This window comes from Kaistia sp. UC242_56 (assembly GCF_044452255.1).
In the GTDB taxonomy this organism is placed as follows: Bacteria; Pseudomonadota; Alphaproteobacteria; order Rhizobiales; family Kaistiaceae; genus Kaistia; species Kaistia defluvii_A.
Map to the genome: position 1 here is coordinate 130,290 of NZ_JBIOAN010000001.1, position 25,111 is coordinate 155,400.

The following is a 25,111-nucleotide window of genomic DNA, read 5'->3' on the forward strand; positions in this document are numbered from 1 at the left end:
GCAAGGCTGAGACAGTTCCGCCTTGCCACCCGGAGCACCCGGGCTGACAGGCGCGCCCGAACGGACAACCTTCCTTGCATGACGCGGTTTCAGCGTCGACCAAGGGAGGTCATCATGAACAAGCCTGAATTCGTTCGCACCGCCAAGGCGCCCTTCGCACCCCGCTACGACAATTACATCGGCGGCAAGCGCGTACCCCCCGTATCGGGCCGCTATTTCGACAACACATCGCCGGTCAACGGCCGCGTCCTGTGCGAGATCGCGCGGTCCGAAGCCGCCGACATCGAGCTGGCGCTGGACGCCGCCCATGCCGCCAAGGACGCCTGGGGCCGCACCAGCGCCGCCGAGCGCGCCCTGATGCTGAACCGCATCGCCGACGTCATGGAAGAAAACCTCGCGACGCTGGCGCTGGCCGAGACCTGGGACAATGGCAAACCGATCCGCGAGACGACGGCCGCCGACATGCCGCTCGCCATCGACCATTTCCGCTATTTCGCCGGCGCCGTCCGGGCGCAGGAAGGCGGCATTTCAGAGATCGACCACGACACGGTCGCCTATCATTTCCACGAGCCGCTCGGCGTCGTCGGCCAGATCATCCCGTGGAACTTCCCGATCCTGATGGCCGTCTGGAAGCTGGCCCCGGCGCTCGCCGCCGGCAATTGCGTCGTGCTGAAACCGGCGGAACAGACGCCCGCCTCCATCCAGGTCCTGCTCGACCTGATCGACGGCATCCTGCCGCCGGGCGTCCTCAACGTCGTCAGCGGCTTCGGCCTCGAGGCCGGCAAGCCGCTCGCCTCCAGCCCGCGCATCGCCAAGATCGCCTTCACCGGCGAGACGACGACCGGCCGGCTGATTATGCAATATGCCTCGCAGAACCTGATCCCCGTGACGCTGGAACTCGGCGGCAAGTCGCCCAACATCTTCTTCGCCGACGTCGCAGCCGAGGACGACGATTTCCTCGACAAGGCGATCGAGGGCTTCGTCATGTTCGCGCTCAACCAGGGCGAGGTATGCACGTGCCCGAGCCGCGCGCTGATCCACGAGAAGATCTATGACCGCTTCATGGAGAAGGCGCTGAAGCGCGTCGCGGCGATCCAGCAGGGCGACCCGCTCGATCCCGCCACGATGATCGGCGCGCAGGCCTCCAGCGAGCAGCTGGAAAAGATCCTTTCTTATCTCGACATCGGCAAGAAGGAAGGCGCCGAACTGCTGATCGGCGGCGAGCGCAACGAACTGCCGGGCGACCTCGCCGGCGGCTATTACGTCAAGCCGACCGTCTTCCGCGGCCACAACAAGATGCGCATCTTCCAGGAAGAGATCTTTGGACCGGTCGTGTCCGTCACGACCTTCAAGGATGATGAGGAAGCGCTCTCGATCGCCAACGATACGCTCTATGGCCTCGGCGCCGGCATCTGGACGCGCGACGGCAACCGCGCCTACCGCTTCGGCCGGGCGATCCAGGCCGGCCGGGTCTGGACCAATTGCTACCACGCCTATCCGGCGCATGCGGCCTTCGGCGGCTACAAGCAGTCCGGCATCGGGCGCGAGAACCACAAGATGATGCTCGATCACTACCAGCAGACCAAGAACATGCTGGTCAGCTACTCGCCGAAGAAGCTCGGCTTCTTCTGATAGGGCTCCTCCCCAACTGGCACCGCGTGGCCCGCCGCGCGGTGCCTTTTTCCCGCAAAGAGGCTCGGATGGACAAGGTTTCGGAAGACCGCGTCAGGGCTACGCCCGCCGCGCGGCAACTGCTGGACGAGATCATCGCCGACCACGGCCCGGTGCTGTTCCACCAGTCCGGCGGCTGCTGCGATGGCTCGTCGCCGATGTGCTACCCGCGCGGCGATTTCATGATCGGCGACCGCGACGTGCTGCTCGGAACGATCGGCGAGACGCCCTTCTATATCGGCGCCGCGCAATATGAGGTCTGGAAGCACACGGAACTGACGATCGATGCGGTCAACGGCCGCGGCGGCATGTTCTCGCTCGACAATGGCCGCGAGCGCCGCTTCCTCGTCCGCTCCGACATCTGCGCGATCCCCGCCAAGGATTGAAGCCCGTCAGAGAGCGGCCAAGGGCGGCCCGGCGATCCGGGGCGGGCGCTAAAGCTGCTCGCTATGCGATCGTTCCAGCAATCGATCGATCCGCTGGAGCACGGATTCGGACCGTCGCAGCGCCGTAGCCCCTTCCCGCAGCTTGTTCTGCAGGATGGTATCGAGATTCGCCGCTTCGGAGAGTTTGGTAGTCCGGGCTGTATCCATGGCGGCGCAACGTACGGGCCGCAAGCCGGTTCCGTACAGTGACCGAGATCACTGCGCCGGACGTACTCAATCCCGCAATCGCTCGGAATCAACTGCAAGCACCGCTCATGGCATGCTCAAGCTATGGAAAGATCTCGAGATTTTGAAGGTGGTGCGGGCGGTCGGAATCGAACCGACACTCCTTTCGGAACCGGATTTTGAGTCCGGCGCGTCTACCAGTTCCACCACGCCCGCAACGCGCTGGCCAGTGGCCTGCGACGGCGCGACTATAGTCAGGCTTGCGCCAGAAGCAACGGCGTTTTCGCGCCTATGCCCAATTGTCGGGCCCTCCCCCACGAGGCGCTATCCCCACCCCACGCGGATGTGAAATACCGGGACGTCGACAGCTTCGATCCCACCGGGCTAGAAGCAGACCGCATCGATCAAAGCGAGACCTGAATGGCCGATAGTTCTTCCCGCCGCCTGCCGCTTGCCGTCCTCAGCTTCGGATTGGGCCTCGCGGCGATCCTCGGCGCCTGGGGCTTCCAGATCTTCGGCGGCTATGCGCCCTGCAAGCTCTGCCTCGAACAGCGCATCCCCTATTATCTCGGCCTGCCCGTCCTGCTGGTCGCGATCCTGCTGCTCCTCGCCCGTAAATCCGAGGGGTTCGCACGCGCGCTACTCGTCCTGGCCGGCCTGATCTTCCTCGCCGGGCTCGGCCTCGCCCTCTATCACGCCGGCGTCGAATGGAAGTTCTGGCTCGGACCGGCAGATTGCGGCGGCGGCCTGGCGACGACAGGGAATGCCGGCGACCTTCTGGCGCAGATCGGCAAGACCAAGGTGGTGAACTGCGGCGAGGCGGCGCTGCGCGTGCTCGGCCTGTCCTTCGCCGGCTGGAACGCCGTCGTCTCGGCCATCATCGCCGCCGCCCTGCTCCGCGCCGGCCTGCGGCGGGCATAAGGTAGACTACCGCCTGTCACCTCTCCCTGAGGGAGAGGTGAAGGTACTACCCGCTCTACTCGTCGCCGGCGGCCTGCGTCAGCTGGTGCAGGACGATGCCGCTCGTCGTCGCGACATTGAGCGAATCGACGCCCGGCGCCATCGGGATGCGCACCGTCCGCGTGCGGGCGAGCACGGCGGCGTCGAGGCCGGGACCTTCCGTGCCGAGCAACGCCGCGACGCGGGGCGGACGCTTCAGCTCCGCCAGCCGATATTCGCCATTCGGGCTCAGCGACACCGCCGTGAAGCCATACGTTTCCAGCAACGCCACGACATCGTCATCCGGCGAGAGCTTTGCATGCGGCAGGGTGAGCGTGTTGCCGACCGAGACCCGGATCGCCTTGCGATAGAACGGGTCGCAGCATTGCGCATCGAGCAGGATTGCGTCCGCGCCAAAGGCGGCGGCATTGCGAAAGATGCCGCCGAGATTGTCGTGGTTGGATATGCCCATCAGCACGACGACGAGCGCCCTGCCCTTGAGGCCGGCCAAGAGCGCGTCGGGGACAGGCGCGGGCGCCCGGTAGCCGAGCGCGAGAATGCCGCGATGGATGTGGAAGCCGACAATGCCGTCGAGCACCGCCTGGCTCGCGACATAGACCGGCACCTCGTCCGCCAGGCGCTCGGTGATAGCGGAGAGGCCGTCGACGCGCTTTTCATCGAGCAGCAGCGAGACCGGCTGGTGGCGCTCCGATTGAACCAGCGTCTGCAGCACCACCTCGCCCTCGGCGATGAAATTATCGTCACGCCCGACCAGATCGCGCTCGCGTACGGCGCAATAGGACGCGATGCGCGGGTCGGCGGGATCGGTGATGCGGATCAGTTGCGGCAAGACTCGGACAATGGCTGCGACGGGTGGGCTTACGGGTCCAGTTCCGTATCCCAGTAGAGATAATCGAGCCAGCTGTCGTGCAGATAGTTGGGCGGGAAGGCGCGGCCATTGTTGTGCAGGTCGGAGACGCTGGGCTGAAACGGCTTCTGCCGCGGCCACATGCGCGCATCGGCCGAGGTCAGGCTGCCCTTGCGCAGATTGCAGGGCGAGCAAGCGGCGACGACATTTTCCCACGTCGTCTGGCCGCCATGGGCGCGCGGGATGACATGGTCGAAGGTCAGGTCCTCGCGCGTGCTGCAATACTGGCACTGGAAGCGGTCGCGCAGGAACACGTTGAAGCGCGTGAAGGCCGGATTTCGCGTCGGCGTCACATAGCTCTTCAACGAGACGACGCTGGGCAGCCGCATCCGGAAGGAAGGGCTGCGGATGTCGATGTCATATTCGGAGACGATGTTGACGCGATCGAGGAACACCGCCTTGATCGTATCCTGCCACGACCAGAGCGAGAGCGGGTAATAGCTCAGAGGCCGGTAGTCGGCATTGAGCACAAGGGCCGGGTGGGCGCCGGGTGACACGGCTATCGTCAAGACATGGGCTTCCTCTGTTGAGACGTGCCGAACCTCGAGATTGCCCAAATAGTCTATAGGCTCTGTGTCATCCTTGTGAAGCCAATGAAACGTTGACGTTTGCGTGCGCGACGATCAGACGTCGGCTGTGGCAAAAATGCGTTTCAGGAAGGCGGCCCCTGCGGCAAGTCCGGCCTCGTCGATGCTGTGCCCCAAGGCGGGCCGCTCGATCGAAGCCACCGCGAAACCGGCATCGCGCAGCGCCTTTTCCGTCTCCTGGAGGGCGGCGACTGGGATGACCTCGTCCAGCGCGCCATGCACCAGCAGGATCGGCGGCCGGCTCTTCGTCTCGGCCTTCAGCCGCTCGACGCCGGCGATACGGCCGGAATAGGCGACGATGCCGGCCATCTCGCGCGGCCGGCGCGGGCCGACCTGCAGCGCCATCATCGTGCCCTGGCTGAAGCCGACCAGCGCCAGATCGGCGTCGGTGAGGCCGAGCCTCTGCAGTTCGGCGTCGAGAAATTCGTCCAGCTTCGGCGCGGCGGCGGAGGCGCCCTGCCAATATTCATGCGCATCCCGCACGGAAAGCCTGAACCACTGCCGCCCCATGCCCCAGTCGGACGGATCGGGCGCGTCGGGCGCCACGAAGTAGGCATCGGGAAACAAGGGCGCCCAATGCTTGCCGATGTCGATCAGGTCATGCCCGTCGGCGCCGACGCCGTGCAGCAGGACGACGAGCTTTTTGGCGGGACCGCCGGAAAGCGGGGCAAGGCGCGGACCATCGAGCATGGAAATTCCCGGTTAGGCAGGCGAACGAATCTGCCGCATGCTAGCAAGTTGCCGCCCTGTTTCGCCATCCCGCACGACGTCCCGCCCATTTCCGCCATGACCCGCACCTTCCGCTTCGCCCCGAGCCCCAATGGCGAATTGCATCTCGGCCACGCCTACTCCGCCCTGCTCAACGGCGATCTCGCGCGCGAGGCCGGCGGGCGATTGCTGATCCGGATGGAAGACATCGACGTGACGCGCTGCCGGCCGGAGTTCGAAGCGTCGATCCTCGAGGATCTCGCCTGGCTCGGGCTCGCGTGGGAACAGCCGGTGCGGCGGCAATCCGAACATTTCGATGCCTATGCCGCGGCGCTGGATCGCCTCAAGGCGATGGATCTGGTTTATCCGAGCTTCCTGAGCCGGGCCGAAATCCGCGCCGCGACGGCGGATACGGACTGGCCGCGCGATCCCGATGGCGCGCCGCTCTATCCGGGCTTCGATAGGGATCTGCCGGCCGAGGCGGCGTCGGCGAAGATTGCCTCCAGCATGCCCTATGCCTGGCGGCTGAATATGGACGCAGCACTCAGCCGCACGGGACCCCTCGCCTTCCGGGAAACCGGTCATGGCCCGGATGGCGAGACCGGCGCGATCTCGGCCGATCCCGCGCGCTGGGGCGACGTCGTCATCGCGCGCAAGGAGATCCCGACCAGCTATCACCTCTCCGTCGTCGTCGACGACGCGCTGCAGGGGATCAGCGATGTCGTGCGCGGCGAAGATCTCTTCCACGCGACGAGCGTGCACCGGCTGCTGCAGACGCTGCTGGGCCTGCCGGAGCCGCGCTACCGCCATCACGGCCTGATCCGCGACGCGGCCGGCCGCAAGCTTTCGAAATCGGAAGGGGCGACCGGGCTCCGCCAGCTTCGCGAGGCAGGCATGACGCCGGCCGATATCCGGGCGCGGGTCGGGCTTCAGCCCACGCCCAGCACATAGAGCCAGATCGTCACCGTGAAGAGGCTGAGCAGGGTCGACAGCGAAACCGCGCTGGCCGTGCTGGCGACGCCGGCCTTGTAGTGGTTGGCGAGCAGATAGGCGTTCACGCCGCAGGGCATGGCGGCGAACACGACGGCGACGCCGGCCCAGACCGGCGGCATCGGCAGGACCTGGACCAGGGCGAGTACGATCAGCGGATGCACGATCAGCTTCAAAAAGCTGATGACCAGCGACGCGTGGATGTCGCCGGCAAAGCCGTAGCGCCGCAGCGCGAGCCCCATCGAGATCAGCGCGCAGGGGACGGAGGAAGCGGCCAGCATCCGCACCACCTCGCCGGCCGGACCCGTGGCATGGATGCCGGCGACCTGGCCGATCGCGCCGGCATAGATCCCGAACAGGATCGGATTGCGCGCCAGCGCCTTCAGCAGCCGCGTCAGCGTGGCCCGCGAAATGCCGGATTCCGACCCTTCGGCGAACAGGGTGGCCGCCGTCGTCATCACCGGCAGATGGATCGCGATCAGCAGGAACAGCGGCACCGCACCCTCATTGCCGAAGGCGTTGAGGATCACCGGCACGCCGACGAACACGGTATTGGACTGGCCGGAGGCAAAGCCCTGCATCACCGCTTCCACATGCGCCCGGCCGAACACCCGCCGCGCGATCAGGAAGCCGATGCCGAAGACGATGAAGGCGCCGGTGAAATAGGCGATCCAGTAGCCCCAGGGCTGGCCGCCCTCCGGCATCTTCGCTTCCGACAGCGTCTTGAAGATCAGTACCGGCACGGCGATGCCGAAGACATATTCCGACAGGCCGTCGGCGGCGCGGTCGCCCAGATGCTTGGTCCAGCCGGCGAGATAGCCGACGAAGATCAGGCCGGCGATCGGCAGCACGATGAAGGCGATCTCGGCCAGCCGGCCGATGATCAGCATGCGCTTGACCCCGGCAGGGCAGACACGGGGAGGACGCAGCGGGACATGGAAACCACGATGTCGGTGGGGATATCCATCGACAGTAGAAATCTCCGCCGGAGCGGTCAACCGCCACCGCGCGCGACCATGCTTCCGCTTGGCTCCTCCGCCTCGCCCTCTATAGTCCGCCGGTCACCCGAAAGCGGCGGACCACCGCGAACAGCAAGGAACAGCATGACGGACGCCCGATCGATCCTCGTCACCGGCGCGTCGTCCGGCATCGGCCGCGACGCCGCCCTGACGCTGAAGGCAAGGGGCTGGCGCGTCTTCGCGACGGCCCGCAAGCCGGAGGACCTTGCCGTCCTGGCCGAGGCCGGGCTGGAAGCGCTCTATCTCGACTATACCGACGAGGCCTCGATCCATGCCTGCGCCGACGCCGTGCTCGCCACCACCGGCGGCAGGCTGGATGCGCTGTTCAACAACGGCGCCTATGGCCAGGTCGGGGCCATCGAGGATCTGACCACCGACGTGCTTCGCCGCCAGTTCGAAACCAACGTGCTCGGCTGGCACACCCTGACCCGCCGGATCGTGCCGGTGATGCGCACGCAGGGCCACGGCCGCATCGTCCAGTGCTCGTCGATCCTCGGCTTCGTCGCCGGCAAGTATCGCGGCGCCTATGTCAGCTCGAAGTTCGCGCTCGAAGGGCTGACCGACTGCCTGCGGCTGGAGCTTGCCGGCTCCGGCATCAAGGTGGCGCTGATCGAACCCGGCCCGATCGCCACCCGCTTCACCCAGAACGCGCTGGCGAACTTCCACGCCACCGTCGATGTCGACGCCTCGCTGCATCGCGAAGAATACCAGTCGCAGCTCGCGCGCATGCAGGGCACGCGCCGTCCCTCGCGCTTCAAGCTCGGACCCGAGGCGGTCACGGCCGCCCTGCTGCATGCGCTCGAGAGCCCGCGTCCCCGCCTGCGCTACCGCGTGACCGTGCTGACCAAGGCGGCGGCGCTGATGAAGCGGCTTCTGCCGGCCCGCTTGATGGATGGACTGATCGCCCGCAACTCCTGAGCCGGAATTACCGCGCCCTGGAACCGGAGCGCCCGATGCGCGTAGAGTGGGCAGATAATACAGGGTGCGCCGCCATGAGTTCCGTTTCCGCCGAATTTCGTTCGCCGCAGTTCTGGCTGTCACCCGGCTCGCTGGTGCGGCTGGTCGTCAGTCTCGCCATCTGCTTCGCCGCCGCGGCGCTCGGCTCGTGGCTGACACTTCCCAGCATCCCGACCTGGTATGCCGGCCTGATGAAGCCGTTCTTCAGCCCGCCAAACTGGGTCTTCGCCCCGGTCTGGACGCTGCTTTACGCGATGATGGCGATTGCCTTCTGGCGTGTGTGGACCCTCGGCCGCGGCACGGCGCTGCAGGTTGCCGTCCTTGCCTTCGCGGTCCAGCTGGCGCTGAATGTCGCCTGGTCGGGCGCCTTCTTCGCCTTGCACATGCCATGGCTCGCCCTGATCGACATCGTCGCGCTGCTGCTGGCGATCATCGCCACCATGGGCGCTTTCTCCCGGATCGACGGCCTCGCAAGCTGGCTGCTGGTGCCCTATCTCGCTTGGGTATCCTTTGCCACCGCGCTCAATGCCGCGATCTGGTGGCTCAATTGAGCGCAGGCAGCGGATATGGCGAGGCGGCAGGGATCGAGCGTATAAGGTCGGATCGCCCCGATTCCTGAAGCGTGAGCCGATGAACAGCTTTTTCCATTACCTGATCCCGATCGCGCTCGCCGCCGTGGCCATCGTGCTGCTGCTCGGGCTGTTCAACATGCTGCGCGGCGGGTCGCCGGAGCGCTCGCAGAAGCTGATGCGCATGCGGGTGATGCTGCAGTTCGCGGCGGTCGTCATCATGATGGCCGCGCTCTATTTTTCGGCCCGCTGAGGCATATCGATGGTCGCGCTCAACCGCATCTATACGAGATCAGGCGATGACGGCACGACGTCGCTTGTAACGGGCGAGCGCCGCGCCAAATCCGATCTCCGCGTCGAGAGCTACGGCACGGTCGACGAGACCAATGCGCAGGTCGGGGCCGCGCGCCTCTATGTCGGCGACGACCCGCTTGTCGATGCCATGCTGGCGCGCATCCAGAACGATCTCTTCGATCTCGGCGCCGATCTCTCGACGCCGGAGGCCGGCCTGAAGCCGGGGCGCGAAGCACTGCGCATCATCGATGCGCAGACCGACCGGCTCGAAGCCGAGATCGACCTGCTGAATGCCGAGCTGAGCCCGCTGCGCTCCTTCGTGCTGCCCGGCGGCTCGCCGGCGGCGGCGCATCTCCATATCGCCCGCACCGTGGCGCGCCGCGCCGAGCGGGTGATGGTCGACCTCGCCTCGCACGAAGCCGTCAATCCGGCCGCGATCCGCTATGTCAACCGACTGTCGGACTTCCTGTTCGTCGCTTCCCGTTACGTCAATGATCGCGGCGCCACGGATGTCCTGTGGGTGCCGGGCCAGAACCGCTGAGGAACGGGCATGTTCGTCCCGTTCCACGACCAGAATCCGCTCCGCTACATCCGCTTCCCCTGGGTGACGCGCGGCCTCGTCGTGCTGAACTGCCTGATCTTCCTGATCTACCAGCGCGCCGGCAATGCCGACGCCGAAGCGGCGTCCGTGATGGCCTTCGGGCTGATCCCCTCGACGCTGGCCGGCATCCATATCCGCACGCCCGGCCTCTACCACGCGCCGGAATATCTGACCTTCATCACCTCGTCCTTCCTGCATGGCGACATCTGGCATCTCGCCGGCAACATGCTGTTCCTCTGGGTCTTCGGCGATAATGTCGAGGATGCGATGGGGCATATCCGCTTCATCCTGTTCTATTTCCTCTGCGCGATCGGCGGCGGCCTGGCGCATGTCATGGTCGAGCCGGGATCGGACATCGCGCTGATCGGCGCATCCGGATCGGTCGCCGGCGTGATCGCCGCCTACCTGGTCCTTCATCCCCGTGTAAAAATCTGGATCCTGCTGCTGTTCCGTGTGCCGATCCGGCTCCGCACCGTCTGGGTGCTCGGTTTCTGGATCCTGCTGCAGGTCTATAATTTCGCCTTCGGGGCGCCGGGCGAGATCTCCTGGGCGGCCCATCTCGGCGGCCTGCTGATGGGCACGGTGCTGGTTCTGTTCTTCCGCCGGCCCGGCGTTCCGCTGCTGGCGCGGCAGGTGGACGAGGAAATGCCGGTCGACCCAGTGATTTGACCGCTTCCAGCCTGCATCGCTTGCGTTGACTCAGGGAGAACCCGCCGGTACGGTCCCGCGCCAAACGCTCCGCAAATCGCTGCAGCGAAAGGATAATCGTCGAGATGAAGATCCTCGTGCCCGTCAAGCGGGTGGTCGACACCAACGTCAAGATCCGCGTTAAGGCGGATGGCACCGGCGTCGACCTCGCCAACGTGAAGATGTCGATGAATCCGTTCGACGAAATCGCCGTCGAAGAGGCGCTTCGGCTCAAGGAAGCCGGCAAGGCGACGGAAGTCGTCGTCGTCTCGATCGGCACCGACAAATCGGCGGAAACGCTGCGCACCGGCCTCGCCATGGGCGCCGACCGCGCCATCCTGGTCAAGACGGATGCCGCAAGCGTCGAGCCGCTGGCCGTCGCCAAGCTGCTGAAGGCGGTGATCGCGAATGAGGCGCCTGGCCTGGTCATCCTCGGCAAGCAGGCGATCGACGACGATTCCAACCAGACCGGCCAGATGCTGGCCGCCCTGCTCGGCTGGCCGCAGGCGACCTTCGCCTCGAAGGTCGTGCTCGGCGACGGCTCGGTCGACGTGACGCGCGAAGTCGATGGCGGCCTCGAGACGCTGCGGCTCACCCTGCCGGCGATCGTCACCACCGATCTGCGCCTGAACGAGCCGCGCTACGCCTCGCTGCCCAACATCATGAAGGCGAAGAAGAAGCCGCTCGACGAGACCAGCCCGGACACGCTCGGCGTCGACGCCAGCCCGCGCCTCACCGTTTTGAAGACGGTCGAGCCGACGGGCCGCACGGCCGGCGTCAAGCTCGGCACGGTCGATGAACTCGTGGCGAAGCTCAAGCAGGCGGGAGTACTCTGAGATGGCAACGCTGATCCTCGCGGAACATGACGACGCGCATCTGAACGAGGCGACCGCCAAGACGCTGACCGCCGCCCTGGCGCTCGGCCAGCCGGTGGACGTGCTCGTCGCCGGCCAGAATGCCAAGGCCGTGGCCGACGCCGCCGCCCAGCTTGCCGGCGTGCGCAGCGTGCTGCTCGCCGATGGCGAGAGCCTGGCCAATCGCCGCGCCGAGCCGCTCGCCGACCTTATCGTCTCGCTGGCCGGTAAGTATGACGCGATCGTCGTCCCGGGCACCTCGACCGGCAAGAACGTCGCGCCGCGCGTCGCCGCCCTGCTCGACGTGATGCAGATCTCTGAAATCACCAAGGTCGTTTCGCCCGACACCTTCGAGCGTCCGATCTATGCCGGCAACGCCATCGAGACGGTGCAGTCGAGCGACAAGACGCGCGTCATCACCGTGCGCATCGCCGCCTTCCCGGCCGCGGCTGCGGGCGGCAACGCCCCGGTCGAAACGGTCGCAGCCCCGGGCGACACGGGCCTTTCCAGCTTCGTCGGCGCGGATCTCTCCGTCTCCGACCGGCCGGAACTCGCCTCCGCCAAGGTCATCGTCTCGGGCGGCCGCGCGCTCGGCTCGGCCGAGAAGTTCCAGGAAGTGATCGCTCCGCTGGCCGACCAGCTCAAGGCCGCCATCGGCGCCTCGCGCGCCGCGGTCGACGCCGGCTACGCCCCGAACGACTGGCAGGTCGGCCAGACCGGCAAGGTCGTCGCCCCGGATCTCTACATCGCCGTCGGCATTTCCGGCGCGATCCAGCATCTGGCCGGCATGAAGGACGCCAAGGTCATCGTCGCGATCAACAAGGACGGCGACGCGCCGATCTTCCAGGTCGCCGATTACGGCCTCGTCGACGATCTCTTCACGGTGGTTCCGGCCCTCACCAAGGCGCTCGCGAACTAAGCCTTTACCAACGCCGGTTGACAATCTCGACGGCCGTGCTTCGACTGACCTCCGGTCATCGAGCACGGCCGAACTTTTTCGAGCAAGATTTCGGATTCTGGAAGACAAAGGAGCCCTTGGGGCATGAGCACCGCGATTAAGACGATCGGCGTCATCGGAGCCGGTCAGATGGGCAATGGTATCGCCCATGTGAGCGCGCTTGCCGGCTACGAGGTCTTCATCCACGACCTCGCCGAGGAGCGCGTCCGCAAGGGTCTTGCCACCATCGACGGCAATCTCTCGCGCCAGGTCCATTCGGGCCGCATCACCGAGGAAGACCGCAAGGCGGCGCTCGCCCGAGTCAAGCCGGCCTTCGGCGTCGACGATCTCGGCGATTGCGACCTCGTCATCGAGGCGGCGACCGAGGACGAGTCGGTCAAGCGCAAGATCTTCGCCGGCGTCTGCCCGGCGCTGAAGCCCGAGGCAATGCTGGCCACCAACACCTCCTCGATCTCGATCACCCGCCTCGCCTCGGCGAGCGACCGGCCCGAGCGCTTCATTGGCATCCATTTCATGAACCCGGTTCCCGTGATGCAGCTGGTCGAGCTGATTCGCGGCATCGCCACCGGCGACGAGACCTTCGAGGCGGCCAAGGGCTATGTCGCCAAGCTCGGCAAGACCTCGACGGTCTCGGAGGATTTCCCGGGCTTCATCGTCAACCGCATCCTGCTGCCGATGATCAACGAGGCGATCTACGTCCTCTATGAAGGCGTCGGTTCGGTCGACGCCATCGACACCGCGATGAAGCTCGGCGCCAACCACCCGATGGGACCGCTGCAGCTCGCCGATTTCATCGGCCTCGACACCTGCCTGTCGATCATGCAGGTGCTGTATGAGGGGCTGGCGGATTCGAAGTACCGCCCCTGCCCGCTGCTGGTGAAATATGTCGAGGCCGGCTGGCTGGGCCGCAAGACCAATCGCGGCTTCTACGACTACCGCGGCGAGCACCCGGTCCCCACGCGCTAGGGCGAGAACACGTGCCTTGAAGCATGGCGCCTTCTTCACCTCTCCCTGAGGGAGAGGTCGACGGCCAAAGGCCGGCGGGTGAGGGTTTACGGCTCACCCGGATAGTTCCCTAAACCCTCACCCGGCTCTTCGAGCCGACCTCTCCCTCAGGGAGAGGTGAGAAGTGAGATTCCAACCCAATGGTCGGGCACGACCCCGGCCAAAGAAGCAAAGCCCCTTGGTCACACAGCGCCGCTCGCCGCGCCGATCAGCGCCTTGGCGTCTTCCGAATCCCACTCGGCCGGGCCGGACATCACGCCGAGCGCGCAGCCCTCGCCGTCGATCAGCACCGTCGTCGGCAGGCCGACGGCCATGCCCTTGCCCTTCAGGCCGGTGAAGATGCCGGTGGTCGGGTCGCCGTAAAAGGCGAGCGACTTGACGCCGATCTCCTCCAGGAACTTCTTCGGCTTGGCCGGGTCCTGCGTGTCGATCGAGACGGCGACGACGGAAAAGTCCTTGCCCTCATGCGCGGCGTCGAGGCGGTCGAGCGCCGGCATTTCCTGCCGGCACGGCGCGCACCAGGTCGCCCAGAGGTTCAGCAGGACCGTCTGCCCCTTGAAATCGGCGATGCTCTTCTTGTCGCCATTCGCGGTCAGGAAGGAGAGTTCGGACAGCCGCGCGGGCTCGGTGGCGACGCGGAACGCGGCGACATCGCCCTTCGCGAGCGGGGCCAGCAGGCCGGCCGCCTCGATCGACGGCGCGCAGTCGACGCCGGCAAGCGCATCAGCCCCGTTGCCTTTCCCCGTCTCGGTCACGTATACCGCCGCAACTCCGACTGCGATGCCTGCGATCGCGGCCAGGCCGAGTATCGGCCAGCGTCGCGATATCCCGCGCGTCTCATTCATTCCGTCCTGCCTCCAAGGCCTCCGAGAGAGGGTATATGAGCAATTCGATGTGGGGTGGCCGCTTCTCCGAAGGCCCGGCCGCCATCATGGAAGAGATCAACGCGTCGATTGGTTTCGACCAGAAGCTCTACCGTCAGGACATTGCCGGCTCGAAGGCGCATGCCGCCATGCTCGCCCGCCAGGGAATTATCGCGGCGGACGATGCCGAAAAGATCGCGGCAGGTCTAGACGCCATCCTGCGCGAAATCGAAGCGGGCGAGTTCAAGTTTTCGCGTGCGCTCGAGGACATCCACCTCAACATCGAATCGCGCCTGAAGGAACTGATCGGCGACGCGGCCGGGCGGCTGCACACCGCCCGCTCGCGCAACGACCAGGTGGCGACCGATTTCAAGCTCTGGGTCCGCGACACCATCGACGCCGTCGACCTGGCGCTGCGCAACTTGCAGAGCGCGCTCGCCGACAAGGCGTTCGAGCATGCCGGCCAGGTGATGCCGGGGTTCACCCATCTCCAGAGCGCCCAGCCGGTGACCTTCGGCCACCACATGCTGGCCTATGTCGAGATGATCGGCCGCGACCGGGGCCGCTTCCAGGATGCGCGCAGGCGTCTGAACGAGAACCCGCTCGGCGCCGCGGCGCTCGCCGGCACCTCGTTCCCGATCGACCGCTTCCAGACCTCGGCGTCGCTCGGCTTCGACCGGCCGACGGCGAATTCGCTCGACAGCGTCTCCGACCGCGACTTCGTGATCGAAGCGCTGGCGGCGGCGAGCCTCTGCGCCATCCATCTGTCGCGCTTCGCCGAAGAGATCGTCATCTGGTCGTCGGCGCAGTTCCGCTTCATCAAGCTTTCCGACAAGTTCACCACGGGCTCGTCGATCATGCCGCAGAAGCGCAACCCGGACGCCGCCGAACTGGTGCGCGCCAAGACGGGCCGCATCATCGGCGCCCAGACGGCGCTGCAGATCGTCATGAAGGGTCTTCCGCTCGCCTATCAGAAGGATATGCAGGAAGACAAGGAACAGGCCTTCGACGCCTTCGAGAGCCTGGAACTGGCGATCGCCGCCACCACCGGCATGGTGCTCGACATGGAGCCGGAAGCCGCCACCCTGAAGAAGGCGGCGGGCTCCGGCTTCGCGACCGCGACCGACCTCGCCGACTGGCTGGTGCGCGAACTCAACATGCCGTTCCGCGACGCCCACCACGTCACCGGCCGCATCGTGGCGATCGCCTCCGAGCGCGGCGTCGAGCTTACTAAGGTGACGCTGGACGAGATGCAGGCGGTGCATCCGGCCATCACCGAGGCGGTCTATTCGGTGCTGACGGTCGACAAGTCGGTGCGCAGCCGCACCAGCTATGGCGGCACCTCGCCGAAGAATGTCCGCTCCCAGGCCAAGCGCTGGCAGCGGGCGTTGGCGCGCGAGGCGAAGGCCTAGAGCGTTTTCGAGCGAAGCGGCGACCGGTTCGCGACGAGAAGACGCGAGCCGCCAAGGCGCTGGGACCTTTCGCCATTGCGGGGAAAGGCCCTAGACAAGACCGGCGAAATCCGCCGAACATTGGCAATGACGGGGCGGCGCGATCGGATAAGATGCGCCGCCGGATCGACAAGCCCTTCAGGAGAAGCCGCCTTGGCCCTTGCTGCCCGAATCCTCCTTTTGTCCGCCGCCATGGCGCTTGCCGGTTGCGGCGTGAAGGGTGCTCCCGAGCCGCCGCCCGGCGGTCCGCAGGCGCTCTCCGCCCAGCAGACCGGCCCGGACGGCAAGAAGGTCGACGTCTCGAAACCGGCCAAGCCCGACCGGTCGCTGTTTATCGACAAGCTGCTCTGAGCCTGCCCGGCGAGGTCGAGGGGCCTTTCACCTCTCCCTGAGGGAGAGGTCGGACCGAAGGTCCGGGTGAGGGTTTACGCCCTTTCCGGATGGTTCCCTAACCCCTTACCCGCCGGCTACGCCATCGACCTCTCCCTCAGGGAGAGGTGAAGACCGCGCCCCCCTTACGACGATTGACCCTGCCATGAACCATTTCGAATATCGCGACGGCGCGCTCTACGCCGAAGACGTGGCGATCGCCGATATCGCCGCCGCCGTCGGCACGCCGTTCTACTGCTATTCGACCGCCACCCTCGTGCGCCATTTCCGCGTTTTCCGCGACGCGCTGGCGGGGATGGACACGCTGATCTGCTACGCCATGAAGGCGAACTCCAACCAGGCTGTCCTGAAGACGCTGGTCGCCGAAGGCGCGGGCATGGACGTCGTCTCGGAAGGCGAGCTGCGCCGGGCGCTGGCCGCCGGCTGCCCGCCGGAAAAGATCGTCTTCTCCGGCGTCGCCAAGACGGCGCGCGAGATCGCGCTGGCGCTCGATACCGGCATTCTCTGCTTCAACGTCGAGTCCGAGCCGGAGCTGGAGCGGATCTCCGAGATCGCCACCGCCAAGGGCGCGACCGCGACCATCTCGCTGCGCATCAATCCCGACGTCGACGCCAAGACGCACGCCAAGATCACCACCGGCAAGGCCGAGAACAAGTTCGGCATTCCCTATGTCCGCGCCCGCGAGGTCTATGCCCGCGCCGCGACGCTGCCGGGCATCAAGGTCGCCGGCGTCGACATGCATATCGGCAGCCAGATCACCGACATGGGGCCCTATGACGAGGCCTATGGGCTGCTGGCCGACCTGGTGCGCGACCTGCGCGCCGACGGCCACGTCATCGACCACGTCGATGGCGGTGGCGGCCTCGGCATCCCCTATCACCTCGGCGAAGAGGCACCGCCGGATCCGACCGTCTACGCCGCGATCGTGCGCAAGCGCCTCGGCAATCTCGGCGGCAGGATCCTGTTCGAGCCGGGCCGGATGATCGTCGGCAATGCCGGCATCCTGGTTTCGGAAGTCGTCTATGTGAAGGAAGGCGCGGCGAAGACCTTCGTCATCGTCGACGCCGGCATGAACGACCTGATCCGCCCGACGCTCTATGAGGCGCATCACGACGTGCAGCCGGTCGCGGAACCCAAGCCCGGCGCGCGCGAGATCTTCGCCGATGTCGTCGGCGGCGTGTGCGAGACGGGCGATTTCCTGGCGCTCGACCGCACCATGGCGGCCGTCGAACCCGGCGACCTGATCGCCGTGATGACGGCCGGCGCCTATGGCGCGGTGCAGGGGTCGAGCTACAACACCCGCCCGCTCGCCGCCGAAGTGTTGGTCAACGGCCGCGAATTCGCCGTCATCCGCCCGCGCCAGACCTATGAAGACCTGATCGGCATGGACAAGCTGCCGCCCTGGCTGGACAAGTAGCGCGCCCTCGCCCGGCCCCTTGGGGCCCCGGCGATTGCCAAGGCCAGGGGGAATGCCGATATTGGGGCCATGACCAATATCGACGCACTTCCCCCTGATCCGGACCTGACCCCGCTCGGCGAGCCGCCGCGCCTCAGCGACCGGCAGATCGTGCTGATCTCGAAGGCGCTGGCCGAGCCGCGCCGCTATCAGATCCTGAAAGACCTCGGCGCCACCGGCGGGCCGATGACGTGCAGCTGCGTCCTCCAGAACCATGCCGTCAGCGCCGCCACCATTTCCCATCATCTGAAGGAACTGGAAACGGCGGGCCTGATCGAGATCGTGCGCGAGGGCAAGTTCGCCAGCCTGGTGCTGCAGCGCGACGTGCTCGACGCCTACCTGGCCCAGCTCTCCCAGATCTGACACCGAATTCGACATGCCGCCGATTTATCGCTCGAAGGCGCTCTTGTAATAATTAGATGATTATCTAACTGTCTAATCAACTCATACCGACAGCAGTGAATGAGTTGAGCAAACTGACAGGCAAGGTAGCCGTCGTAACGGGCGCATCGAAGGGCATCGGGGCGGGCATCGCCAAGGAACTGGCCGCGGCCGGCGCCTCGGTCGTGGTCAATTACGCTTCCAGCAAGGAAGGCGCCGACCGCGTCGTCGCGGAGATCGAGAGCAAGGGTGGCAAGGCCGTCGCGGTGCAGGGCGACGTGTCGAAATCCGCAGACATCACGCGTCTGTTCGCCGAGGCGAAGTCGGCCTATGGCGCGCTCGACATCCTGGTGAACAATGCCGGCGTCTACCAGTTCGGGGCGCTCGAAGACATCACCGAGGACGAGTTCCATCGGCAGTTCAACACCAATGTGCTCGGGCTCCTGTTGACGACCCAGGAAGGCGTGAAGCATTTCGGCGCCGAGGGTGGCAGCGTCATCAACATCGGCTCCACCATCAGCCAGATCGCCCTGCCCAACTCGTCGATCTACACCGCCACCAAGAGCGCGGTCGACGCCATCACGCATGTGCTTTCCAAGGAACTGGCGGGCCAGAACATCCGCGTGAACTCGATCAATCCGGGCGGCGTCGAAACCGAAGGCACGCATACGGCCGGCATTGTCGGCGGCGACATGGAGAAGCAGCTCGTGGCGCAGACCCCGCTCGGGCGGATCGGCCAGCCCTCGGATATCGGCACGATCGCGGTCTTCCTGGCTTCGCCGGAGTCGGGCTGGCTGACCGGCGAACTGCTGCTCGCCTCCGGCGGCATGCGCTAGCCGAAAAAGACATCGGCGCGCTCGCGGTTCTGGTCGCGAGCGCGCCGCAATGCCGCTTCAAACCTTGCCTTAGGGGTCGCTCGTCCCAACTTCAGTTGCTACACTGGCCGGGGCGGCGGGCATGACGGACAAGACGGAGCGGCAATGACCGAGCCCGCGGGCGGCACTGCGGACAGCAAGCGAACGGCACCGGATCTTCCGGCTTCGCTGGAATCCGCCGCGCATCAGCGGATCGCGACCGCGGTCGGCCGGGCGAGGCTGGTGCTGATCTGGGAAGCCGCCTGGCCCCGGCTCGTGCCGATCCTCTGCCTTTTCGCGCTCTTCCTTGCCCTTTCCTGGCTCGGCGTCTGGCCGCGCCTCGCCGATCCGCTGCGTTATGGCGCGCTGGCGCTGTTCGGGGTCGGCTATGTCGTGCTCATCCTGCGCCTGGCGCGGATGCCGCTGCCGACCCAGGACGAGGCGCTGGCCCGCGTCGCGCGCGAAAGCGCGATGGAGCATCGCCCGGCCACCGCCTTTGGCGACCGGCTGTCGCAGCCGACCCACGATCCGCTGACGCAATCGCTCTGGCGCGCCCATCGCCTGCGCCTGCTGGAAAAGCTCGATCATCTCCGCACCGGCTTCCCCTCGCCGGGCATGAATGCGCGCGATCCCTATGCGCTGCGCTTCCTGCTGCCGCTGGTGCTGCTCGTCGCCTTCCTGATGGCGGGTCCGGACCGTCTCGACCGCATCGCCGACGCCATCCGGCCCGGCGCCTCGGCGGTCGAAGCGCCGCCGCGCATCGACGCCTGGGTGACCCCACCCGCCTATACCAGCCGCCCGCCGATCTTCCTGACCGGCGATGGCGCCCGGCCCGGAAGCCTGGACCCCAATGTACCGGTCAAGGTGCCGCAGGGCTCGGTCGTGACCCTCAGGATGCCGACGGAGCCGGATCTCGCGGCCGAGGCGGCGACCGCGGCGGGCCAGGCCCTCGCCTTCGACGCGGCGGTGGCCGCCAAGGCCACCAACGCCACGGCCACCAGCGGCACGGCGAGCGACGCCACGCCGTCGACCGAGCACAAGCTGACGCTTGCCGGCGACAGCGCGCTCCGCGTCGAGCGAGGCGGACGCCCCCTGCTCGCCTGGTCCTTCGCCGTCACGCCGGACGCGCCACCCAGCATCGAATTGACGCGCGAACCTTCCGCCACCCAAAGCGGCGCGCTTTCGCTCGCCTATTCGCTGAAGGACGATTACGGCGTGCTGTCCGCCGCCGCCACGATCAGCGCCCTGGAGGCGCCTGCGGAAAGCGGCGCCCGCCCGCTGGTCGCCGCGCCCGAGCTGCCGCTCAACCTGCCGCGCCTGCGGATGCGCGAGGGCACCGGCGAGACGATCCGCGACCTCTCGGCCCACCCCTGGGCCGGCGCCAAGGTCAAGATGCGGCTGACGGCGACGGACGAAGCCGGGCAGACCGGCACCAGCGCGGTCACCGAATTCACCCTGCCGATGCGCAGCTTCCACAATCCGATCGCCCGCGCCGTGGTCGAGCAGCGCCGCGTGCTGGCGCTCAATGCCCGCACGGCGCCGCGTGTCGCCATGGCGCTCGACGCCATCACCCTCGACCCGGCCAAATTCAAGACCAACGGCTCCTATCTGGCGCTGCGGGCCGCCTACCACCGCCTGACCGGCGCGCGCAGCGACGCCCAACTGGTCGAGACCGTGGATTTCCTCTGGCAGATCGCGCTCGGCATCGAGGATGGCGACCTGTCGCTGGCCGCCCAGGACCTGCGCGCCGCGCAGGAAGCCCTGCGCAAGGCGATCGAGAGCAACGCCTCCGACGCCGAGCTTGAAAAGGCGATGCAGGACCTGCGCGAGGCGATGGACAAATATCTGGAAGCGCTGGCGCAGGAGGCGGCGCGCAACCCGCAATCCGCCAACCGGCAGCCGATGGATCCGAACGCCCAGGTGCTGCGGCCGGAAGATCTGAAGAAGATGATGGATCAGATCGAGAACCTGGCCAAGACCGGTTCGCGCGACGCGGCGCAGCAGATGCTGAGCCAGTTGCAGCAGATGATGGAGAATCTCGAGGCGAGCCGTTCGCAGCAGGGCCAGGACGGCCAGAACGGCGAGATGAACCAGGCCCTCGACAAGCTCGGCGAGATGATCCAGCGCCAGCAGCAGCTGATGGACAAGACCTTCAAGATGGATCCCGACACCGATGGCAGCGGCGCCGATGCGCAGCCGATGACGCCGGAAGAGCGCCAGAAGGCGCTCCAGGAACTCCGCGAAGGCCAGCAGAACCTGCAGAAGATGCTGCGCGACCTGCAGCAGACGATGAAGCAACAGGGCATGCAGCCGGACGGCAAGCTCGGCCAGGCGGACCGCTCGATGGGCGACGCCGCCGAGCAGCTCGGCGAAGGCGCGCCAGGCCAAGCCGTCGGCCCGCAGGGACAGGCCCTGCAGGCGCTGCGGGACGGCGCGCGCAGCCTCGCCGACCAGATGGCCCGCCAGAACGGCAACGGCACCGGAACCCGCCAGGGCGGGCCGATGCCCGGCCAGGACCCGCTCGGCCGCCAGCAGCAGGGTCGCGGCACGGATCTGGGCTCGACGGTCAAGGTGCCCGACGCGATCGACGCCCAGCGCGCCCGCGAGATCCTCGACATGATCCGCAAGCGCCTCGGCGATCCCTCGCGCCCGCTGATCGAACGAGACTATCTAGAACGGCTGCTGCAGAAATATTGAGGCGGTTCTTCGGATCTCGGCTCGCCAGCTACCCGTCCAGACCCTCGCCGTCATCCCGGGCTTTGACCCGGGATCCATCCAGCCGGGGCGATGGCCGCACAACGCTCCCGAGAACCCGGCTGCGAAGATCCCGGATCTCCGCTTCGCGACGTCCGGGATGACGCCCGAGGGATGGCTCAAGCAAGCCCCTCACCCCACCCTCTCCCGCAAGCGGGCGAGGGCTTTTGGCTAGCGCGTGGGAAACAATTCGCGTGGTTCGATAGAGCTCGGTGAAGGTAAGCGTCCCCTCTCCCGCTCGCGGGAGAGGGCTAGGGTGAGGGTCTTCCCTCACGCCACCGCGGAACGCAGATTGTTGGAATTCAGCGCACATTTGACGATGTGGCGGATCTCGGCCAGCGAGAACGGCTTGGTCACCACGTCGAAGATCAGCTCGGCGAGGCCATCGGCCCGCTCGCGCTGGTCGGCGAAGCCGGTCATCAGCAGGATGGTCAGGTCGCGATACTGCGACGCCGCCGCATGGGTCAGAGCGATGCCGTCCATGATCGGCATCTTGATGTCGGTGAGCAGCAGGTCGAACGCGCCCTTTTCGCGGATCAGCACATCGAGGGCGTCCTCGCCGTCTTCGGCCGTCAGCACGTCATGGCCGTCCATCATCAGCGCGCGCGATACGAACATCCGCACCGCGTCATCGTCTTCGGTCACCAGAATGCGCGCCATCAGGTCCGTTCCCAGAGCATGATCCCGGGGCGAAACCGGCCCTTGGGATCATCCGTCAAACAATCAGACCCGGATCATCGCCCATTCCTCTAAACAGATCGTGACCTCGGCGCGCGAAGTGGCAAATCAAAACGGGACAGGCGCGCCGGGGTCCGACGCGCCTGTCCGAAATTCCTGCAATCCGGGGAATCGCCTTCGCGCGACGAGACCGCTCTATTCGGCGTCTTCCACGACGCCGACGAAGGGCAGCTCGCGAAAAGCGTGCGCCACGTCCATGCCGTAGCCGACGACGAACAGGTCGGGGCAATAGAAGCCGACATGGTCGGCGGTGATGTCGGTGGCGCGCTTGCCCGGCTTGTCGAGCAGCACGGCGATGCCGACCCGGGCGGCGCCGCGCTCCTGCATCAGCTTGCGGGCGAAATCGAGCGTGCGGCCGGATTCGAGGATGTCGTCGATCAGCAGCACGTCGCGGCCGGCGACCTCGCTTTCGATGTCCTTGACGACGCGGACCGTGCCGGCCGAGGTCGTGCCGGTGCCATAGCTCGACAGCGAGATGAACTCGACCTCCGGCGCCATGCCGGCGCCGTGCAGGGCGCGGATCAGGTCGGCGGCGAAGACGAAGCTGCCCTTCAGGATCGAGATGACCAGCAGGTCACGATAGCCGGCAGCGGCGATCTCGTTGGCAAGCTCGGCGTTGCGCCGGGCAATGTCGGGAATGTCATAGAGAACCCGGATCGACCGGCCGCGGACTACTGGCATCACTTCTTTCCTTCGTTGGCGAGAGCGGCGATGGCGCACCGAACGAAGGAAGTTGCCAACCTCGCGCGCCGTCTCGCTCGTCCGGCCGGGCGGTCAGGCCCGGGAAAGCAGTTCTCTTAGTCGCGGAATGGTCCGATGTCACCGAAAACGAGCCCGGAGGAGCGGAAAGCGGGCGCGATCTCCGCAATTTGTCGCAGCCAGGCAGGCATCGTGGCGGATTGGCCGGCACTGGCGACATAAAATCGCGGCGCCGGTGCCTTTGGCCCGGCGGTCGTCGGGGCCGCATGCCGCTGCTTTGCCTTGATCGGCTGCCATATCGACCGGGAACCGCCCGGTCGTCCGGGCATCGCTAACAACTCGTTAACGCTGATCCCGGCAAGCTGTGCGAATCGTCCCCGTCCCGGTGCGGTGGATTCCAGCGCGGCCGGGCGCGGCGGCCCACCACGGCAGAGAGAGCGGAAACAGGAAAAATACGGTGATCCGCTTCGAAAATGTCGGCCTGCGTTATGGCATGGGTGCCGAGGTCCTTCGCGACCTCTCCTTCCAGATCGCGCCCAAATCCTTCCAGTTCCTGACCGGCCCGTCCGGCGCGGGCAAGTCGACCTTGCTGCGCCTGCTCTGCCTGTCGCTGAAACCGACGCGCGGCCTCATCACCGTGTTCGATCGCGATGTGGTGACCCTGCCCAAGGCCGACCTGCCGGCGCTGCGCCGCCGCGTCGGTGTCGTGTTCCAGGATTTCCGCCTGCTCGATCACCTCACCACCTTCGAAAATGTCGCGCTGCCCTTGCGCGTGCTCGGCCGCGAAGAATCTAGCTACCGCGCCGACGTCATCGAGCTTTTGAAATGGGTCGGCCTCGGCGACCGCGTGCAGGCCCTGCCGCCGATCCTTTCGGGCGGCGAGAAGCAGCGCGCCGCGATCGCCCGTGCGCTGATCGGCCAGCCGGAGATCCTGCTCGCCGACGAGCCAACCGGCAATGTCGATCCGCCGCTCGCCAAGCGCCTGCTGCGGCTGTTCGTCGAGCTCAACCGGCTGGGCACCTCGGTCGTCATCGCCACCCACGATATCGGGTTGATGAACCAGTTCGACGCACGTCGCCTCGTGCTGCATGAAGGACGGCTGTCGATCTATGAGTGAACGCGCCGTCCATCGAGGCCCGGGCCTGTTTCGCCGGATGTTCGGAGCGATCCTGCCGTCGCGCCGCCGCCGGTCCCGTACCGGCACGCCGGTCTCGGCGCCGATCGTCCCGGCGCAGTCGATCGCCGGCAAGTCGCTGATGATCGTCATCGCCATCATGAGCTTCCTCGCCTGCCTGACGCTGGGCGCCGTATCGCTGGTGCGCGATGCCTCGCTCGGCTGGCAGGCGGATATCGTGCGCGAGGTCACCATCCAGGTCCGGCCGGTCGATGGCGTCGATACGGCGGCGGAAGCGGCCAAGGCTTCGGCCATCGCCGCCTCGATGCCGGGCGTCGCCCAGGCGCGCGTGCTGGAGGACTGGGAAAACGCCAAGCTGCTGGAGCCATGGCTCGGCAGCGGCCTCGACATGAGCGATCTGCCGATTCCCCACCTGATCGTCGTCGAACTGGCCGACCCCGACGCCGTCGACCTGATCGCGCTCGCCTCCCGCCTCGACAAGGAGGTGAAGGGCGCCAGCCTGGACGACCATCGCAACTGGACCGACCGGCTCAAGACCATGGCCAACGCCACGGTGATCATCGGCGTCTCGATCCTCGGCCTCGTCTTCATCGCCACGGTGCTGTCGGTGATCTTCGCGACGCGGGGCGCCATGGCGTCGAACCGCGACATCGTCTCGGTGCTGCATTATGTCGGCGCCGAAGCGAGCTTCATCGCGCGCGAATTCCAGCGCCACTTCCTGTTTCTCGGCCTGAAGGGCGGGTTGCTTGGCGCGTCCGGCGCGGCGATTCTGTTCGCCGTGCTTTCCTTCTTCATCGGCCGCTCGATCGCGACGCCGGAGGGCGACCAGGTCTCCGCCCTGTTCGGCCGCTTCGCCATTGGCCCGACCGGCTATCTCGGCGCGCTGGTCATCGCGCTTCTGATCGGCGTGATGACTGCGATTACCTCGCGCCTTACCGTTTATCGTCACCTGGCCTCGATCGAATGAGCGCCGACGCGCCCCTGTCCCCCGCGCCGCGCGACGACGCGCATT

27 protein-coding genes and 1 tRNA gene are annotated in these 25,111 nt (G+C 66.6%); 20 read left to right on the plus strand and 8 right to left on the minus strand.

Features of this window, described 5'->3' with window-relative positions; translation table 11 throughout:
* The first annotated feature begins 114 nt into the window (after nucleotides 1-114).
* Together adh and ACHMWQ_RS00630 are read left to right on the plus strand one after the other, a co-directional pair.
* Nucleotides 115-1,632, plus strand: a complete 1,518-nt coding sequence (gene adh / locus ACHMWQ_RS00625) for an aldehyde dehydrogenase (protein WP_396305999.1) — start codon at nucleotides 115-117, stop codon at nucleotides 1,630-1,632.
* A 68-nt stretch (nucleotides 1,633-1,700) separates the two neighbouring features.
* Nucleotides 1,701-2,057: a DUF779 domain-containing protein gene (locus tag ACHMWQ_RS00630; RefSeq protein ID WP_396306000.1), complete on the plus strand. Its 357-nt coding sequence runs from the start codon at nucleotides 1,701-1,703 to the stop codon at nucleotides 2,055-2,057.
* A 356-nt stretch (nucleotides 2,058-2,413) separates the two neighbouring features.
* On the opposite strand, the gene ACHMWQ_RS00635 is transcribed toward ACHMWQ_RS00630, so the two are convergent.
* Nucleotides 2,414-2,498: transfer RNA gene (locus ACHMWQ_RS00635), tRNA-Leu, on the minus strand.
* A 204-nt stretch (nucleotides 2,499-2,702) separates the two neighbouring features.
* On the opposite strand from ACHMWQ_RS00635, the gene ACHMWQ_RS00640 reads away from it, so the two are divergent.
* Nucleotides 2,703-3,203 carry a disulfide bond formation protein B gene (locus tag ACHMWQ_RS00640; RefSeq protein WP_396306001.1) on the plus strand — a complete coding sequence of 167 codons (501 nt, stop codon included), beginning with the start codon at nucleotides 2,703-2,705 and terminating at the stop codon, nucleotides 3,201-3,203.
* Between the two features lie 55 nt (nucleotides 3,204-3,258).
* Here ACHMWQ_RS00640 and ACHMWQ_RS00645 read toward each other — a convergent pair whose 3' ends face one another.
* From ACHMWQ_RS00645 to ACHMWQ_RS00655, 3 genes are all read right to left on the minus strand, one after another.
* Entirely contained in the window at nucleotides 3,259-4,071 is an 813-nt protein-coding gene (locus tag ACHMWQ_RS00645; protein WP_396306002.1) for a TrmH family RNA methyltransferase, read from the minus strand.
* A gap of 29 nt (nucleotides 4,072-4,100) precedes the next feature.
* Nucleotides 4,101-4,658: an HNH endonuclease gene (locus ACHMWQ_RS00650; RefSeq protein ID WP_266331365.1), complete on the minus strand. Its 558-nt coding sequence runs from the start codon at nucleotides 4,656-4,658 to the stop codon at nucleotides 4,101-4,103.
* Nucleotides 4,659-4,772: 114 nt separating this feature from the next.
* The gene (locus ACHMWQ_RS00655; RefSeq protein WP_396306003.1) at nucleotides 4,773-5,426 is read right to left on the minus strand and encodes an alpha/beta hydrolase; all 654 of its coding nucleotides are present in this window, start codon (nucleotides 5,424-5,426) and stop codon (nucleotides 4,773-4,775) included.
* A 96-nt stretch (nucleotides 5,427-5,522) separates the two neighbouring features.
* On the opposite strand from ACHMWQ_RS00655, the gene gluQRS reads away from it, so the two are divergent.
* Nucleotides 5,523-6,395 (plus strand): tRNA glutamyl-Q(34) synthetase GluQRS, encoded by an 873-nt coding sequence (gene gluQRS / locus ACHMWQ_RS00660; RefSeq protein WP_396306004.1) that lies wholly within the window; start codon nucleotides 5,523-5,525, stop codon nucleotides 6,393-6,395.
* On the opposite strand, the gene ACHMWQ_RS00665 is transcribed toward gluQRS, so the two are convergent.
* Complete coding sequence (locus tag ACHMWQ_RS00665) at nucleotides 6,374-7,324, minus strand: AEC family transporter (RefSeq protein ID WP_396306005.1); 951 nt, start codon at nucleotides 7,322-7,324, stop codon at nucleotides 6,374-6,376. The genes gluQRS and ACHMWQ_RS00665 overlap by 22 nt on opposite strands.
* A gap of 213 nt (nucleotides 7,325-7,537) precedes the next feature.
* Here ACHMWQ_RS00665 and ACHMWQ_RS00670 point away from each other — a divergent pair, with 213 nt between their 5' ends.
* From ACHMWQ_RS00670 to ACHMWQ_RS00705, 8 genes are all read left to right on the plus strand, one after another.
* The gene (locus ACHMWQ_RS00670; RefSeq protein WP_396306006.1) at nucleotides 7,538-8,371 is read left to right on the plus strand and encodes an SDR family oxidoreductase; all 834 of its coding nucleotides are present in this window, start codon (nucleotides 7,538-7,540) and stop codon (nucleotides 8,369-8,371) included.
* Nucleotides 8,372-8,445: 74 nt separating this feature from the next.
* Nucleotides 8,446-8,961 carry a TspO/MBR family protein gene (locus ACHMWQ_RS00675; protein WP_396306007.1) on the plus strand — a complete coding sequence of 172 codons (516 nt, stop codon included), beginning with the start codon at nucleotides 8,446-8,448 and terminating at the stop codon, nucleotides 8,959-8,961.
* A gap of 79 nt (nucleotides 8,962-9,040) precedes the next feature.
* A complete protein-coding gene (locus ACHMWQ_RS00680) occupies nucleotides 9,041-9,232 on the plus strand; it encodes a twin transmembrane helix small protein (protein ID WP_266331375.1) in 192 nt (63 codons plus the stop codon).
* Nucleotides 9,233-9,241: 9 nt separating this feature from the next.
* A complete protein-coding gene (locus tag ACHMWQ_RS00685) occupies nucleotides 9,242-9,814 on the plus strand; it encodes a cob(I)yrinic acid a,c-diamide adenosyltransferase (RefSeq protein WP_354553744.1) in 573 nt (190 codons plus the stop codon).
* A 9-nt stretch (nucleotides 9,815-9,823) separates the two neighbouring features.
* Nucleotides 9,824-10,543 carry a rhomboid family intramembrane serine protease gene (locus ACHMWQ_RS00690; protein ID WP_266331377.1) on the plus strand — a complete coding sequence of 240 codons (720 nt, stop codon included), beginning with the start codon at nucleotides 9,824-9,826 and terminating at the stop codon, nucleotides 10,541-10,543.
* A 104-nt stretch (nucleotides 10,544-10,647) separates the two neighbouring features.
* A complete protein-coding gene (locus ACHMWQ_RS00695; RefSeq protein ID WP_396306008.1) occupies nucleotides 10,648-11,397 on the plus strand; it encodes an electron transfer flavoprotein subunit beta/FixA family protein in 750 nt (249 codons plus the stop codon).
* A gap of 1 nt (nucleotide 11,398) precedes the next feature.
* Nucleotides 11,399-12,334, plus strand: coding sequence for an electron transfer flavoprotein subunit alpha/FixB family protein (locus ACHMWQ_RS00700; protein WP_396306009.1), 936 nt, complete (start codon nucleotides 11,399-11,401; stop codon nucleotides 12,332-12,334).
* Nucleotides 12,335-12,457: 123 nt separating this feature from the next.
* Nucleotides 12,458-13,339 (plus strand): 3-hydroxybutyryl-CoA dehydrogenase, encoded by an 882-nt coding sequence (locus ACHMWQ_RS00705; RefSeq protein WP_396306010.1) that lies wholly within the window; start codon nucleotides 12,458-12,460, stop codon nucleotides 13,337-13,339.
* A 221-nt stretch (nucleotides 13,340-13,560) separates the two neighbouring features.
* Here ACHMWQ_RS00705 and ACHMWQ_RS00710 read toward each other — a convergent pair whose 3' ends face one another.
* Nucleotides 13,561-14,223, minus strand: a complete 663-nt coding sequence (locus ACHMWQ_RS00710; protein WP_396306011.1) for a TlpA disulfide reductase family protein — start codon at nucleotides 14,221-14,223, stop codon at nucleotides 13,561-13,563.
* 35 nt (nucleotides 14,224-14,258) lie between these two features.
* Between ACHMWQ_RS00710 and argH the strand changes: the two genes are divergently transcribed.
* The 6 genes from argH (at nucleotide 14,259) to ACHMWQ_RS00740 (ending at nucleotide 21,470) form a co-directional block, all read left to right on the plus strand.
* Complete coding sequence (gene argH, locus ACHMWQ_RS00715) at nucleotides 14,259-15,653, plus strand: argininosuccinate lyase (protein WP_396306012.1); 1,395 nt, start codon at nucleotides 14,259-14,261, stop codon at nucleotides 15,651-15,653.
* 192 nt (nucleotides 15,654-15,845) lie between these two features.
* The gene (locus ACHMWQ_RS00720; protein ID WP_266331384.1) at nucleotides 15,846-16,043 is read left to right on the plus strand and encodes a lipoprotein; all 198 of its coding nucleotides are present in this window, start codon (nucleotides 15,846-15,848) and stop codon (nucleotides 16,041-16,043) included.
* Between the two features lie 184 nt (nucleotides 16,044-16,227).
* On the plus strand, nucleotides 16,228-17,499 hold the full coding sequence (gene lysA, locus ACHMWQ_RS00725) for a diaminopimelate decarboxylase (RefSeq protein WP_396306013.1): 1,272 nt from the start codon (nucleotides 16,228-16,230) through the stop codon (nucleotides 17,497-17,499).
* A gap of 69 nt (nucleotides 17,500-17,568) precedes the next feature.
* On the plus strand, nucleotides 17,569-17,901 hold the full coding sequence (locus tag ACHMWQ_RS00730) for an ArsR/SmtB family transcription factor (protein ID WP_396306014.1): 333 nt from the start codon (nucleotides 17,569-17,571) through the stop codon (nucleotides 17,899-17,901).
* A 104-nt stretch (nucleotides 17,902-18,005) separates the two neighbouring features.
* Nucleotides 18,006-18,755 carry an SDR family NAD(P)-dependent oxidoreductase gene (locus tag ACHMWQ_RS00735; protein ID WP_396306015.1) on the plus strand — a complete coding sequence of 250 codons (750 nt, stop codon included), beginning with the start codon at nucleotides 18,006-18,008 and terminating at the stop codon, nucleotides 18,753-18,755.
* A 144-nt stretch (nucleotides 18,756-18,899) separates the two neighbouring features.
* Nucleotides 18,900-21,470 (plus strand): TIGR02302 family protein, encoded by a 2,571-nt coding sequence (locus ACHMWQ_RS00740; protein WP_396306016.1) that lies wholly within the window; start codon nucleotides 18,900-18,902, stop codon nucleotides 21,468-21,470.
* A gap of 327 nt (nucleotides 21,471-21,797) precedes the next feature.
* On the opposite strand, the gene ACHMWQ_RS00745 is transcribed toward ACHMWQ_RS00740, so the two are convergent.
* Together ACHMWQ_RS00745 and hpt are read right to left on the minus strand one after the other, a co-directional pair.
* Nucleotides 21,798-22,187 carry a response regulator gene (locus ACHMWQ_RS00745; RefSeq protein WP_354553755.1) on the minus strand — a complete coding sequence of 130 codons (390 nt, stop codon included), beginning with the start codon at nucleotides 22,185-22,187 and terminating at the stop codon, nucleotides 21,798-21,800.
* A 213-nt stretch (nucleotides 22,188-22,400) separates the two neighbouring features.
* Nucleotides 22,401-22,946 (minus strand): hypoxanthine phosphoribosyltransferase, encoded by a 546-nt coding sequence (gene hpt, locus ACHMWQ_RS00750; protein WP_396306017.1) that lies wholly within the window; start codon nucleotides 22,944-22,946, stop codon nucleotides 22,401-22,403.
* A gap of 475 nt (nucleotides 22,947-23,421) precedes the next feature.
* On the opposite strand from hpt, the gene ftsE reads away from it, so the two are divergent.
* Together ftsE and ACHMWQ_RS00760 are read left to right on the plus strand one after the other, a co-directional pair.
* Nucleotides 23,422-24,081, plus strand: coding sequence for a cell division ATP-binding protein FtsE (gene ftsE / locus ACHMWQ_RS00755; protein WP_354553757.1), 660 nt, complete (start codon nucleotides 23,422-23,424; stop codon nucleotides 24,079-24,081).
* The gene (locus ACHMWQ_RS00760) at nucleotides 24,074-25,066 is read left to right on the plus strand and encodes an ABC transporter permease (protein WP_354553758.1); all 993 of its coding nucleotides are present in this window, start codon (nucleotides 24,074-24,076) and stop codon (nucleotides 25,064-25,066) included. Before ftsE ends, ACHMWQ_RS00760 begins: the two co-directional genes overlap by 8 nt.
* Nucleotides 25,067-25,111: the final 45 nt, after the last annotated feature.

Coding starts and splice junctions, on each gene's coding strand:
- adh (WP_396305999.1), top strand. CDS start 115: ATGAACAAGCCTGAATTCGTTCGCACCGCCAAGGCGCCCTTCGCACCC.
- ACHMWQ_RS00630 (WP_396306000.1), top strand. CDS start 1,701: ATGGACAAGGTTTCGGAAGACCGCGTCAGGGCTACGCCCGCCGCGCGG.
- ACHMWQ_RS00640 (WP_396306001.1), top strand. CDS start 2,703: ATGGCCGATAGTTCTTCCCGCCGCCTGCCGCTTGCCGTCCTCAGCTTC.
- ACHMWQ_RS00655 (WP_396306003.1), bottom strand. CDS start 5,426: ATGCTCGATGGTCCGCGCCTTGCCCCGCTTTCCGGCGGTCCCGCCAAA.
- gluQRS (WP_396306004.1), top strand. CDS start 5,523: ATGACCCGCACCTTCCGCTTCGCCCCGAGCCCCAATGGCGAATTGCAT.
- ACHMWQ_RS00665 (WP_396306005.1), bottom strand. CDS start 7,324: ATGCTGATCATCGGCCGGCTGGCCGAGATCGCCTTCATCGTGCTGCCG.
- ACHMWQ_RS00670 (WP_396306006.1), top strand. CDS start 7,538: ATGACGGACGCCCGATCGATCCTCGTCACCGGCGCGTCGTCCGGCATC.
- ACHMWQ_RS00675 (WP_396306007.1), top strand. CDS start 8,446: ATGAGTTCCGTTTCCGCCGAATTTCGTTCGCCGCAGTTCTGGCTGTCA.
- ACHMWQ_RS00680 (WP_266331375.1), top strand. CDS start 9,041: ATGAACAGCTTTTTCCATTACCTGATCCCGATCGCGCTCGCCGCCGTG.
- ACHMWQ_RS00685 (WP_354553744.1), top strand. CDS start 9,242: ATGGTCGCGCTCAACCGCATCTATACGAGATCAGGCGATGACGGCACG.
- ACHMWQ_RS00690 (WP_266331377.1), top strand. CDS start 9,824: ATGTTCGTCCCGTTCCACGACCAGAATCCGCTCCGCTACATCCGCTTC.
- ACHMWQ_RS00695 (WP_396306008.1), top strand. CDS start 10,648: ATGAAGATCCTCGTGCCCGTCAAGCGGGTGGTCGACACCAACGTCAAG.
- ACHMWQ_RS00700 (WP_396306009.1), top strand. CDS start 11,399: ATGGCAACGCTGATCCTCGCGGAACATGACGACGCGCATCTGAACGAG.
- ACHMWQ_RS00705 (WP_396306010.1), top strand. CDS start 12,458: ATGAGCACCGCGATTAAGACGATCGGCGTCATCGGAGCCGGTCAGATG.
- ACHMWQ_RS00710 (WP_396306011.1), bottom strand. CDS start 14,223: ATGAATGAGACGCGCGGGATATCGCGACGCTGGCCGATACTCGGCCTG.
- argH (WP_396306012.1), top strand. CDS start 14,259: ATGAGCAATTCGATGTGGGGTGGCCGCTTCTCCGAAGGCCCGGCCGCC.
- lysA (WP_396306013.1), top strand. CDS start 16,228: ATGAACCATTTCGAATATCGCGACGGCGCGCTCTACGCCGAAGACGTG.
- ACHMWQ_RS00730 (WP_396306014.1), top strand. CDS start 17,569: ATGACCAATATCGACGCACTTCCCCCTGATCCGGACCTGACCCCGCTC.
- ACHMWQ_RS00740 (WP_396306016.1), top strand. CDS start 18,900: ATGACCGAGCCCGCGGGCGGCACTGCGGACAGCAAGCGAACGGCACCG.
- ACHMWQ_RS00745 (WP_354553755.1), bottom strand. CDS start 22,187: ATGGCGCGCATTCTGGTGACCGAAGACGATGACGCGGTGCGGATGTTC.
- hpt (WP_396306017.1), bottom strand. CDS start 22,946: ATGCCAGTAGTCCGCGGCCGGTCGATCCGGGTTCTCTATGACATTCCC.
- ACHMWQ_RS00760 (WP_354553758.1), top strand. CDS start 24,074: ATGAGTGAACGCGCCGTCCATCGAGGCCCGGGCCTGTTTCGCCGGATG.